The organism is Flavobacterium shii, from assembly GCF_025847235.1.
In the GTDB taxonomy this organism is placed as follows: domain Bacteria; phylum Bacteroidota; class Bacteroidia; order Flavobacteriales; family Flavobacteriaceae; genus Flavobacterium; species Flavobacterium shii.
Genome location: NZ_JAOZEW010000017.1, coordinates 103521 through 116420, shown reverse-complemented (window position 1 = coordinate 116420; position 12900 = coordinate 103521). Strand labels below are relative to the sequence as shown.

The 12900-nt window shown below is 33.4% G+C and carries 8 protein-coding genes; 7 read left to right on the top strand and 1 reads right to left on the bottom strand.

What is annotated here, in order from left to right:
• Positions 1–98 precede the first annotated feature (98 nt).
• Both OIU83_RS16180 and OIU83_RS16175 read left to right on the top strand, forming a co-directional pair.
• Positions 99–1703, top strand: coding sequence for an alpha-glucosidase (locus OIU83_RS16180; RefSeq protein WP_264207299.1), 1605 nt, complete (start codon positions 99–101; stop codon positions 1701–1703).
• Between the two features lie 12 nt (positions 1704–1715).
• Positions 1716–2231, top strand: a complete 516-nt coding sequence (locus OIU83_RS16175) for a cupin domain-containing protein (protein ID WP_264207298.1) — start codon at positions 1716–1718, stop codon at positions 2229–2231.
• Positions 2232–2344: 113 nt separating this feature from the next.
• Here the strand turns inward: OIU83_RS16175 and OIU83_RS16170 are convergent, their stop codons facing one another.
• Complete coding sequence (locus OIU83_RS16170) at positions 2345–4216, bottom strand: alpha-amylase family glycosyl hydrolase (protein ID WP_264207297.1); 1872 nt, start codon at positions 4214–4216, stop codon at positions 2345–2347.
• A 612-nt stretch (positions 4217–4828) separates the two neighbouring features.
• On the opposite strand from OIU83_RS16170, the gene OIU83_RS16165 reads away from it, so the two are divergent.
• The 5 genes from OIU83_RS16165 to OIU83_RS16145 all read left to right on the top strand — a co-directional run bounded on the left by OIU83_RS16165 (position 4829) and on the right by OIU83_RS16145 (position 12816).
• Positions 4829–6430: an OstA-like protein gene (locus OIU83_RS16165; protein WP_264207322.1), complete on the top strand. Its 1602-nt coding sequence runs from the start codon at positions 4829–4831 to the stop codon at positions 6428–6430.
• A 149-nt stretch (positions 6431–6579) separates the two neighbouring features.
• Positions 6580–7773 (top strand): aspartate aminotransferase family protein, encoded by a 1194-nt coding sequence (locus tag OIU83_RS16160; protein WP_264207296.1) that lies wholly within the window; start codon positions 6580–6582, stop codon positions 7771–7773.
• Between the two features lie 279 nt (positions 7774–8052).
• Positions 8053–9456, top strand: a complete 1404-nt coding sequence (locus OIU83_RS16155) for a tetratricopeptide repeat protein (RefSeq protein WP_264207295.1) — start codon at positions 8053–8055, stop codon at positions 9454–9456.
• Positions 9449–10198 carry a shikimate dehydrogenase family protein gene (locus OIU83_RS16150; RefSeq protein ID WP_264207294.1) on the top strand — a complete coding sequence of 250 codons (750 nt, stop codon included), beginning with the start codon at positions 9449–9451 and terminating at the stop codon, positions 10196–10198. Before OIU83_RS16155 ends, OIU83_RS16150 begins: the two co-directional genes overlap by 8 nt.
• Before the next feature lie 602 nt (positions 10199–10800).
• Positions 10801–12816 carry a DUF349 domain-containing protein gene (locus tag OIU83_RS16145; RefSeq protein WP_264207293.1) on the top strand — a complete coding sequence of 672 codons (2016 nt, stop codon included), beginning with the start codon at positions 10801–10803 and terminating at the stop codon, positions 12814–12816.
• The last annotated feature ends 84 nt before the right edge of the window (positions 12817–12900 follow it).

Below are 12900 nucleotides of genomic sequence, written 5' to 3'. Positions count from 1 at the left end.
TTTGCGACTCTGCGTCTTTGCGCGCATAAACGATATCATTTCTAAGTAAAATAACTTAAACCGAAAAGAATGTTATGAAGCCTAATATATTGAATTGTATGTTTTTTCTTCTTCTAATGCTAAACACAAACACAGCTTTTGCTCAAAAAATAGCAGTTGACCAAAAATGGTGGAAAGAATCTGTTTTTTATCAAATCTATATGCCAAGTTATGCCGATAGCAACGGTGACGGATATGGAGATTTTAAGGGAATAACTCAAAAATTAGACTATTTAAAAGAACTAGGTATAAAAGGCATTTGGCTTACCCCCTTTCTTACATCGCCAAAAGTAGATAATGGCTATGATATTGCCGATTATTATGAAGTAGATCCAACTTATGGAAACAAAGCCGATTTTGATACTTTCTTAAGCGAAGCGCATAAAAGAGGAATTAAAGTGATTATAGATATGGTTTTTAACCATACTTCTACCGATAGCAAATGGTTTCAGGAATCAAGAAAATCAAAGGATAATCGGTATCGTGATTATTACATTTGGAAAGATGAACCAAACAATTGGGAATCGTTTTTTGGAGGAACAGCCTGGGAAAAAGACACTTTAACCAATCAATATTACTATCATAAGTTTGATAAAAGAATGGCCGATCTTAATTGGTCGAATCCTAAAGTAGTTACAGAAATTCAAAATGTATTGCGTTTTTGGCTTGATGCCGGTGTAGACGGTTTCCGATTAGATGTAATTAATTTCCTGAATACCGACGGAATCACAAAAGATAACCCAATAAAGGATGGACAGCAAGAACACATACACGATATAGATCAGGAAGGTGTAAAAAATGCCATGCGCATTATAAAATCTACCGTAAATGAATATGACAATCGTTTTATTGTGGGAGAAATAGGAAGTGATAAAATCGAAGTCCTAAAACAATACCAATCACAAGATTTATTAGATGTTGTTTTTAATTTCAACTTCGGAAGCATCAAAGAATTTTCGACCCAACGTATTTTTGATGAGTTACAAAGCATGGAGAAAAACATGAGTAACTACCCTACTCTATTTTTTGGCAGCCATGATATGCCCCGAATGATCGATCGTTTAGCCAATGGAAATCCTGACAGAGTCACAGCTTTAACCGCATTAATACTAACTGCAAAAGGAGTTCCGTTTATATACTATGGTGAAGAAATTGGGATGCATAATATTATTGCTCAGAATATAGACGAAATGGTCGATATACAAGGAAGAACACATTATGAACAGGCACTTGCTCAAGGCAAAAGTAAGAATGAAGCGCTTATAGAAGGAAACGAACACAATCGCGATAAATCACGTAGCCCGATGCAATGGAATTCAGATGCTTTTGCTGGATTCTCAAAAGAAAAAACATGGATTAAAACTAATCCTGATTATGAGAAAACAAATGTTGCTGTTTTAGCAGCTCAAAAGAATTCAATCCTTAATACCTATAAAAAATTAATAGCGTTACGAAACAAAGAAAAGACACTTCAATATGGTAATTATGAAAACATTGAAATTCAAGGAGATAAAATTTCATTTACTAGATCTTTTCAAGATGATAAAATCACAGTTATCATTAACTTTGGTTTAAAAACAGAAATTGCATTACCAACAGGCACTACCCTATTAATGGGAAATAAAATCCTAAAACCGAATAGCTTTATTATTTATAAAAACTAAAACAGTATTAAAATGAATCTTAATTTATCTCCAAATACAGAAAAAAAGGCGGTTTTTGAGCAAATAGCAGCAGCTCTAAAAGAAGAAAACTTTACAATTATAAAACAAGATCAAACCCGACCATGGGGAGGTTTCTTTGTAATTGATGAATCACAAGCAGGTGCTTTTGCAAAAAAATTCTTTCCACACCTTGAAATGTCAGAAATTCAGATTACGAATAAGCTGAGTCCAAAAATTTTAATTGTAGCACCACATAAACGTTTGTCATGGCAATTTCACTTTCGCAGAGCCGAAATATGGAAAGTCCTTGAGGGCATTGTCGGTGTAAAAACAAGCTCGACCGACCAAGAAGGAGAAATTCAGGAACTTGCTCCAGGTGCATTTATAAAGTTAGACAAAGGAGAACGTCATCGCTTAATAGGTCTTGAAACATGGGGAATTGTAGCAGAAATTTGGCAACATACCAATCCCGAAAACCCATCCGATGAAGATGATATTGTACGTTTACAAGATGACTTTGGAAGATAAATAAAACTTCTCAATTATATATATTATCCTAACAGGTTTTAAAAACCTGTTAGGTATTCTAGTATTGATTATATACCTACAAGGCTAGAAAAAACCTTGCAGGATTAAATAATCTACTTTACTTCGTAAATAAACGATTCCGATGGTGCTATTTTAATTTTAGCCTTTCCTTCCCCGTTATTTACATTCAGTTTTATTTTATGCTCCAAATACAATTGATCAGTAAGCGAATACTCTCCATCTTTTAAATTCCATTTAGCAATAACATCCGCAGGAATTTTCAATTCAAATTCACTGGTTTTATCAGCAGAAAAATTCGCAACAACAATCAATTTTTGATTATTTGACCAGCGAACATAAGAATAAAGTAACTCATCATAACCCGCATTATTCTGACGGTTTACAGATTGAATTTCCTGAAAGCTTCCCATTAAAGCAGAACTCTTTATGGAGAAATTTAATAATCGTTTATAAAAATCTCTCAAATCTTTCTCCGATTGAGAAAGCATTCCATCATCAAATTTGCCGTTGTTCATCCATCGCTGATGATTTGGCACACCAATATAATCAAAAATAGAAGTTCTGGAAGGTTTTCCGAAACCAGCATTTTCGTTTCCAGGTTCCCCCACTTCTTGTCCAAAATAAACCATCGTTGGCGAAGTACTTATTGTTGTAGAAACCACCATCAAAGGTTTTCCTTTTTCAGGAGTTCCAGCAAATTCAGAACTTGCCAAACGTTGTTCGTCATGATTATCTAGAAAATGCAACATATTATGTTCAATATCCGACATCCCTTTTTGAATATCCGAAAGTTCATCAGGAGATGATTTCCCCTTAATAATATCTTTCAGTTTATCATAAGTTTCTACCTTATCATATAAATAATCCATTTTACCTAAACGAATATAATTGCGATATTCATTTGGGTTATACACTTCTGCCAATAAAAAAGCATTTGGATTCTTAACCTTAATAGCCGAATTCATATAGCTCCAGAATTCATACGGAACCATTTCGGCCATATCATATCGAAAACCATCAATGCCTTTTGCTGTCCAATATAAAGCTATCGATTTGAATTTCTTCCAAGAATCAGGAACATCTTTATCCTTCCAGAAAGCAAAATGCTCTTGATATGATTTCTTGTCAAAACCAGCAGGAAGCTCAGGGAAATCTTTAGAACCATCAGGACGGATTCCGTAATTTACTTTAACCGTTTCGTACCAATCATTTTGATCTGGTTTAGCTTTACGAGAACCATTTCCAGTCCACTTTGCAGGATTTTCATCAAATTTACCATCTACAAGCGGGTTTTTCTCTCCATTTAACGGAACATCATTATCAGGAATTTGAAACGGAGTGTTAGGTATATAATAAAAATTATTATCCCGTTTGTACTCAACCGTAACATCATCATTTGCACCAAAATCTCTTACGCCAACAGGATTATTTTTGCCTTCATATTTTCTGGCAATATGATTAGGAACAATATCGATAATCACTTTTAAACCCGCTTTATGCGTACGTGCAATCAAAGCTTCGAATTCTTGCAAACGATTGGCAGGATTTACAGCCAAATCAGGATTTACATTATAATAATCTTTTACAGCGTATGGAGATCCCGCTCTTCCTTTTATCACCTCTGGATCATCATTAGAAATTCCGAATGCGGTATAATCGCGAACCAACGCATGATGAGGTACGCCAGTATACCAAATATAAGTAACACCTAAATCTTTAATTTCGTGTAGTGCTTTATCGCTAAAATCGTTGAACTTCCCTACTCCATTTTCTTCAATAGTTCCCCAAGGTTTATTTGTCGTATTTATATTCCCGAACAAACGGGTAAAAACCTGATAAACAACAACTTTATTCTCAGAAACTACTTCTTTCTTGTTCGTATTTTGTCTTATGTCATTTGTTTTACATGCAGTAACCAAAACCATTGCAGTAATCCCAGCCACAATAACGCGTGCTTTTATCATATTTTTATAATGTGCTTATATTAATTTTAAGGTTAAAATGCATTAACCAATTTTTAAATTTAATCTATTTTTTAAAACATAAAATCTTAGAATAAAATTTAACTAAAAAAACGCTTTCGCTGCTAACACTACAACGTGTTAGTACATTCATTTGTTGATAACTTAAAAATTAAAATTTTAAACTTTGTAGTTAATTCAAAGAAGGTATAAAGATTCATAGCTACAAAGGTTCAAAGAATGAAAACTTTGAGGTTAATTTTTTTGCCACAGATTAAAACGATTAAAATGATTTTAAAAACTTTGAAAAATCCGTTTTAATCTGCGTTTTCGCCTAAGCGAATTCGTTTAATCCGCGTTCCTTCTTCTAACCAAGTATTTCAAGCAAATGCTTTTGGAACTTTAACTTAAAAATAAACCAAAACAATTAGTGAAAGTTCATGCAATTCGTGGCAAAAAATAATTTAGACTTATCTGATAACATCAATTATAAATAATTCCTAATATCTGTTAAGGTTGTATCCTTTTTCATAAATTTGACAAAAATTTAAACAATTGAAGAAATCACTCTTTTTCATATATAGCTGCTTGCTAATTTTAAGTGTTAATTTAGGAATGGCACAAGCTCCAAAAATAATTAACATCGAGCATTCTGACTTTGTCGACAGAAATGAAATAGAAATGCCAGGTGCTGTTTTACTTACCGGAAACGTAAAAGTAAACCATGATGGCATTGTTTTAACATGTAATAAAGCCTATTTGTTTCAGGGAGAAAACTACCTAAAAGCTTTTGGAAATGTACAGTTAGTTCAAGGAGATACCTTGTTTTTAAATAGTAAATATGCCGAATATAGCGGAAATACAAAAAAAGCATTTGCTACAGGAAATGCCGTTATGAGTTCGCCAGATGCTACATTACAAACCGACACTATCAATTTTGATCGAAATATTCAAGAAGTATTCTATAATTCCAAAGGAACAATCATCAACAAAGAAAATACATTGGAGAGTAAATCTGGAACATATTATGTAGCCGAAAAAAAGTTTAAATTCCTAACCGCAGTTACAGTTACCAATCCTAAATGTGTTATTAAATCAAATCACTTGGATTATTATAGTAATTCTGGGCATTCCTACCTCTTTGGGCCATCAACAATTACAAGTAAAACCAATTATATCTATACCGAAAATGGGTTTTATGACACCAAAAAGAATCTCGCACATTTTCTCCGGAAATCCTATATTCGATATGATGATCGCTTAATAGAAGGCGATAGTTTATATTATGACCGGAATAAAGATTTCGCTTCGGCAACCAGAAATGTAAAAATCACCGACTCTATAAATCGCGGAATTGTAAAAGGACATTATGCCGAAATATACAAACAAAAAGACTCCATGTTTGTTACCAAGAGAGCCGTTGCAGTAAACTTTGTCGATAATGATTCGGTTTACATACACGGAAAAAGACTAATGATTACAGGAAAAGAAGGAGATAGAATACTACGTGCTTTTAACAATGTTCGTTTTTATAAAACAGATATGAGTGGAAAATGCGATTCGATACATTCCAATAGTCGAACTGCCTTGACAAAACTTATAGGAAACCCAATACTCTGGAACGGTGAAAGCCAGATTACAGGAGACATCATGCATCTTATAGGCGATAATAATACTAAGAAACTCGACTCACTCAAAGTACTCAATAATACCTTCCTAATCTCCAAGGACACCTTAGGAACCGGCTATAATCAAGTCAAGGGACTGAACTTATTTGGGAAGTTTAAAGAAGGAAAACTCCATGATGTTGATGTTATAAAAAATACCGAAGTTGTTTACTATATGCGGAATGATGCCAATGAACTCATCGGAATCAATAAAAACGTAAGCAGCAAAATCAATCTTATTTTAGAAAACAATGGTATCGAAACTATTACATTCTATAATCAGGTCGATGGAGATATATTCCCCGAAACCGAGTTACCCGAAAATGCTCGAAAACTTCGAGGTATGGTTTGGCGAGGAGACGAAAGAATAAAATCTAAAGATGATATTTTTACCAAAGAAGAAAATGACGAGAACGATAAATTAGTCGAAGAAGGTAAAGTTGAAAATGCCAAAGAAAATGTCCCTATGAAAGTAAGGCAAGAAACACTTGATTACGGTAAAAAGAAACCAGCAACAAAAGCAGCAAAGACCACTAAAGCTAAGAAGTAGTATATACTCTCAATTTTTAGTATCCAGCTACAGTGACAGTTTTCAATCACAGTTTTTAGTAACTGCAACCACAACAGTTGACAACTTTAAATTAGAAAAAACCTTAGCACCTTTGAACCTTTGCCTCTTTGAACCTTAAAAGAAAAAAAATGAATCCAGACTTTATAAAATACCAAGCACAAACATCACCATATCCTTTAGGAATGGAAGTTTCGCACGCCATAGGATCCTACATATACGACACCAATAATAAAAAATATTTAGACTTCGTAGCAGGCGTTTCAGCCTGTACACTAGGACATCAACACCCAAGAGTAAATCAGGCAATAAAAGACCAGCTAGACAAATATTCGCACGTAATGGTTTACGGAGAATATTCACAAAGTCCAGCCGTAGAGTATTGCAAACTCATGGCTTCTCTCCTTCCCGAATCACTAAATAAAACCTATTTGGTAAACTCAGGAACCGAAGCTATTGAAGGTGCATTAAAACTAGCCCGAAGAACAACAGGTCGCAGCCAGTTAATATCATGTCATAACGCCTACCATGGTAACACAATGGGATCTATGAGTGTTATGGGATTCGAAGAGCGCAAACAAGCCTTTAGACCATTAATTCCCGATGTAGACTTCATTACATTTAACAACGAAGAAGATTTACAAAAAATAACTACCAAAACAGCCGGAATTATATTAGAAACAATTCAAGGAGGAGCAGGATTTATAGAACCACATGATAACTTTCTTCAAAAAGTGCGTAAGCGCTGTGATGAGGTTGGAGCCATGATGATAGTCGACGAAATCCAACCAGGATTTGGACGAACAGGAAAACTTTTTGGTTTCCAGAATTACGATGTCGTACCCGATATCGTAGTTATGGGAAAAGGAATGGGAGGCGGAATGCCAGTAGGAGCATTTACAGCATCGGCAGAAAAAATGGACCTGCTTACCGAAAATCCAAAACTCGGACATATAACCACTTTTGGAGGACACCCTGTCATTGCGTCAGCCTGTTTGGCGACTTTGAAAGAAATTACTGAGACAAACCTAATGTCCGAAACATTAGAAAAAGAAAAACTCTTTCGATCACTTTTGGTACATCCTTTGATTAAGGAAGTTAGAGGAAGAGGATTAATGCTTGCCACCATGACCGAAAGTGCCGAAATAACAAACGAAGTTATTTTAACCTGTCAGGACAAAGGGCTCATTTTATTCTGGTTACTGTTTGAAGGATGTGCCGTAAGAATTACACCTCCATTAACAATTTCTGAAGAAGAAATAAGAGAAGGTTGCGCCATAATCCTAAATGTAATGGATGAAATTTTAAACAAAAAGAATAATTAGGAGCTCCCGAAATGTCGGGACCAGCTATCCGCTTTATCTTTTGTTTTTTTAAAGAAAAAAACAAAAGGATATCGCTTTTATCTGGGCTAAAGCATATCGTTGACAACAGAATATTTAAGAATTAAAAATAACTTCAGTTTAAAAAAAGCTTCACATAAAAACTGATTCTATACGCTGCAAATATTGTTAATTAAATTGTTCACAACAATTCCTTCTCTCCCCACAAAACAAAAACATGTTGCCTAAATTTATAATAGGCTAATATCAAAAAAATAAAGTATGCAATTAAGCAACGAAGAAGAAGATTATAACCTATCCCTATCCAAATTTGAGTCCATGTTAAAAACTAACAAAGTACTCTTTTTTGATTCAGAAGAATTTGAAGAGATTATCCTTCACTATCTGGACATAGGCAAGGCTAATTTAGCAAAAAAAGCCTTAAAACTAGCACTAGATCAACATCCAAAATCTACAGGCTTAAAACTAGTACAAGTAGAGATGTTAGTGTATGACGACAAACTCGAGATAGCCGAAAAGCTTTTAAACGAGTTGTATGCAATCGAACCCAACAACGAGGAAATTTACATCCAGAAAGCAAACATCTATTCCAAAAGAGACCAACACGAGAAAGCAGTCGAACTGCTTAAAATCGCCTTGGAATATACAGATGATTTTGCCGATGTGTATAATTTAATCGGTATGGAATATCTATTCATGGACAATCTTGAAATGGCAAAAGATAACTTCATCAAGTGTCTCGAAGAAGATTTAGAAGACCAATCGGCCTTATACAACGTAGTGTATTGTTTTGAGTTCCTGGACCAAAATCAAGAAGCTATTACCTATTTAAACCAATATATAAACAAAAACCCTTATAGTGAAATCGCCTGGCATCAGCTCGGACGCTTGCATTATGGCATAAAAGAATACGAAAGTGCAATACGTGCTTTTGATTATGCTACCTTAATCGACGATGAGTTTCTTGGTGCTTTCATGGAAAGAGCCAAAGCTTATGAACGTTTAAAACAATATGCCGAGGCAATAGAAAGCTACAACCGTACCATCGAACTTGATGATGCAACATCGTATGCATTACTAAGAATAGGAAAATGTTACGAAAAACTAGGCAATAAAGCTTTAGCATTAAAATATTACAATAAAACCGTTCATGAAGATCCTCTTTTAGACAAAGGATGGATTGCCATAACCGATTTTTATGTACGCCAGAAAAACTTCCAAAAAGCATTGTTCTTTGTCAATAAAGCATTGACAATCGACAATCAAAACCGTTTGTATTGGAAACGTTACGCGACGATAAACAAGCAAATGAACTTTTTTGAAGAAGCGGAGTTTGGTTACCGTAAAGCAGTAGAATTTGGAGATTACGCACTCGATACCTGGTTATTTTGGGTAGATATTCTTCAGTTTTTAGGCGAGTTCGAAAGTGCTATTCAAACATTATTACAAGCATCCGAATATTTCCCTGAAGAAAATGAAGTCGAATACCGTTTGGCTGGATTATATTTTATGATACAAGACAATACCAAAGCCAAATTCCATTTGAGTAATGGACTACGATTAAACTTTGACAACTATATTTTAATCGAAGACTTATTCCCAGTGGTTTGGACAAAAAAAACGGTACAAAATTATATTACAAAACATAAAAACAATAATGATTGATATTTTAAAAAGGCGTTTCGGCTTGTTAGGAAAAAACATTAGTTACTCTTTTTCGAAAGGTTATTTTACTGAAAAATTCAACAACGAGTATTTTAAAGGATGCAGTTATGAAAATTTTGATATTCCGCAGATTAACTTTTTAACAGCATTAATAAAAGACAATCCCGATTTAAAAGGATTGAATGTAACGATTCCTTACAAAGAACAAGTACTACCTTTTTTAGATAAACTATCAAAAAAAGCTACATTAATCGGTGCTGTAAACACTATAAGATTCACAAAAAAAGGAAAATTAAAAGGCTACAACACCGATTATTATGGTTTCAAGAAATCGCTTAAACCTTTATTAAAAGCACACCATAAGAAAGCCTTGATTTTGGGTACTGGTGGGGCTTCCAAAGGAGTTGCTTTTGCCTTAGATGAATTAGGTATACCATATACATTTGTATCTCGTGAAGCCAAAGAAAACATAATTGATTACACTTTAATCAATGCAACGACTTTCGATAATTATCAAATCATAATCAATAGTACACCCGTTGGTACAAGCCCAAATATCGAAGCTTGTCCAGATATTCCGTACGAGTTTTTTACAAAAAAGCATATTGCTTACGATTTAATCTACAATCCAGAAGAAACTACATTTCTTAGAAAGGCTAAAGAAAATGGAGCCGTAATAAAAAACGGATACGATATGCTAATTTTCCAAGCCGAGAAAGCATGGAAAATCTGGAATAAATAAAGAAACACTACCTAAGAATATTAAAGACTACAATTACAAGATTGTGGTCTTTTTTATTTACGATTATTCCGCAAAGTTTTTATTCTTCTTATTGCCGAGTTACTCCTGAAAATTTCTCACTTATTTGAACGCGGATGACGCGGATTTACAAAAGCAAAAATGCAGATTAAAACGGATTCCGCTTGTTGTTTTTAAAAATCCGTTTTTATCTACGTCTTCACCTATGCGAATCTGTTTAATCCATACCCCTTTTTCAGACAATCTCTGTAATTACAACAATTCCCAATGAAGTCTGGGATATTACATTTGGATTATACTCCTGAAACACAATAACGTAAATTAAAAAATAGAACAAAAGTTATCAGGCAATTGTAAAACGATTTTCGGGCATAAAACAGCCTAAAAATAACTTTATGCAAAAAAAACAATTGTAATCTGAATATTTCGCAACATCAAAAACACCTTTTTCACCCTCAATTACAGATGATTAACAAGAATTTTAAACTTATTTACACTATAAATAATGGTTTTATTTTGTATTTTGATACACCTTTACTATCTTTCGCACTAGATTTAAAGTAAAAACCTTATACATTGAAAAAATGTTAGAAGAAAAGAATGATAACCTGCAAGATGCAGATGGAAAATTAGAAAATGGATCTGCGAATTCTATTGAAAACAATGAAACTGTTTCGGTAGAAATTGAAAACAATGAAGCAGAAAACACGGTATTGGAATCTGAAAATACAATAACTCTTTCTGAGGAAGAATTATCGGATACAGAAGCTGTTGTTGAAACTCAAAATCAAACAGCGCTTGATGCAATAACCAATTCTAATGCAGCCGAGAGTGAAGATGAAACGCTAAAAGAGCGCCATGACATTCCGATGCAAGATTATAATACTTTTTCTCTTGACGAACTTGTTGCTGAACTAAAAAAATTAGTTTCATCAGATAAAGTTATGTATGTAAAAGAACACATTGAAGAGATTAAAAAATCGTTTTTACTACAGTACAATCATCTTATCGAAGAAAAAAGAGAAGAATTCAATGCTGAAAATCAAGATCCAAACGAAGAATTTCAATATCATTCTCCATTAAAAACAAAATTTGACGAATATTACAATATATTCAGAGATCACAGAAATACACATTTTAAAAGCCTGCAAACCAATCTAAAAACAAATTTAGAAAACAGATTGGCTATTGTAGAGGAATTAAAAGAGCTTATAAATCCACAAGAAAACATAAAAGATACTCTTAAACATTTTAATGAATTAAGAGAAAGATGGAAAAATGCTGGTCCAATTCCAAAAGATAAATACAATCATGTTTGGAATAATTACCATTTTCATGTAGAGAATTTTTATGATTACTTACACTTGGATCGCGAAGCAAGAGATTTGGATTTTAAATACAATCTTGAGCAAAAACAAAAAATTGTTGCACGTGTAGAAGAATTAGTAAATGAAGCTGATGTAAACAAAGCCTTTAGAGAGTTACAAGATTTACACAGAATCTGGAAAGAAGATATCGGTCCTGTTTCCAAAGAACACCGTGATGAAATATGGAATAAGTTTAGTGAATTGACTAAAAAAATCCATGATAAACGCGAAGTTTTATTTGAAAACATCAGAGGTTCTGAATTAGAAAATCTAGCCGTTAAAAAAGATATTATTGCGCAAATTGAAGTTCTTGCAACCGAAAAGGTAAACACTCATTCTTTATGGTTACTTCAAATAGAAAAAGTGGAAGCTTTGCGTACTGCATTTTTTGCAGCGGGAAAAGTTCCTTCGGATGTAAACGAAGCTACATGGACTGCATTTAAAACTGCCGTTAGAAATTTTAATACTTTTAAAAATTCATTTTATAAAGACATTAAAAAAGATCAAAACGACAATTTAAACAAAAAAATGGCTTTGGTAGCCAAAGCAAAAGAACTACAAGAAAGTACCGATTATGAATCGACTACTCCTGTAATGAAAAAAATTCAGGAAGAATGGAAACAGATTGGTCACGTTCCCAGAAAATATTCAGACAAAATCTGGAAAGAATTCAAAGATGCTTGTAACAGCTATTTTGATAAACTAAAAGAGCACAAAAACGAAGAGAATGGTGATGAAATGGCATCATTTGATCAAAAAAAGGCATACTTAGAAACATTAAGAGAGTTCCAGCTTACGGGCGATCATAAAATAGATCTTGATGCTATAAAATTACACATCGAGACATGGAAAAGCCTAGGAAAAGTTCCTTTCCCTAGACGTCACATCGAAGGTAAATTCAATAAGATTCTAGATGCTCTTTTTGAAAAATTAAGCTTAAGCAAAAAAGAAACAGAAATGATTCGATTCTCAAATAGAATTGATAATTTATCTGAAAGTAACGATACGAGAAAATTAGACAACGAGAAAATTTTCTTAATGCGTAAAATCGAAGAAGTACAAAACGAAATTTTCCAATTAGAAAATAATATTCAGTTTTTTACCAATACGAAAAATGCTAAAAAAGAAAACTCAATAGTTCTTGAAGTTCGCAAAAACATTGCTCTCCATAAAGAAAGCCTTGACGTTTGGAAAGAAAAATTACACCAATTAAGAAATTTAGACAACAACTAAATCTATTAAAAGGCATAAATAGAAAGAGCGATAATTAATTTTATCGCTCTTTTTTTGTTTTATATCTTAAGCTAAATAGTTTAA

Excerpts from the sequence above, each read along its gene's own strand:
- OIU83_RS16180 (WP_264207299.1), top strand. The coding sequence starts at position 99 with ATGTTTTTTCTTCTTCTAATGCTAAACACAAACACAGCTTTTGCTCAA.
- OIU83_RS16175 (WP_264207298.1), top strand. The coding sequence starts at position 1,716 with ATGAATCTTAATTTATCTCCAAATACAGAAAAAAAGGCGGTTTTTGAG.
- OIU83_RS16170 (WP_264207297.1), bottom strand. The coding sequence starts at position 4,216 with ATGATAAAAGCACGCGTTATTGTGGCTGGGATTACTGCAATGGTTTTG.
- OIU83_RS16165 (WP_264207322.1), top strand. The coding sequence starts at position 4,829 with ATGGCACAAGCTCCAAAAATAATTAACATCGAGCATTCTGACTTTGTC.
- OIU83_RS16160 (WP_264207296.1), top strand. The coding sequence starts at position 6,580 with ATGAATCCAGACTTTATAAAATACCAAGCACAAACATCACCATATCCT.
- OIU83_RS16155 (WP_264207295.1), top strand. The coding sequence starts at position 8,053 with ATGCAATTAAGCAACGAAGAAGAAGATTATAACCTATCCCTATCCAAA.
- OIU83_RS16150 (WP_264207294.1), top strand. The coding sequence starts at position 9,449 with ATGATTGATATTTTAAAAAGGCGTTTCGGCTTGTTAGGAAAAAACATT.
- OIU83_RS16145 (WP_264207293.1), top strand. The coding sequence starts at position 10,801 with ATGTTAGAAGAAAAGAATGATAACCTGCAAGATGCAGATGGAAAATTA.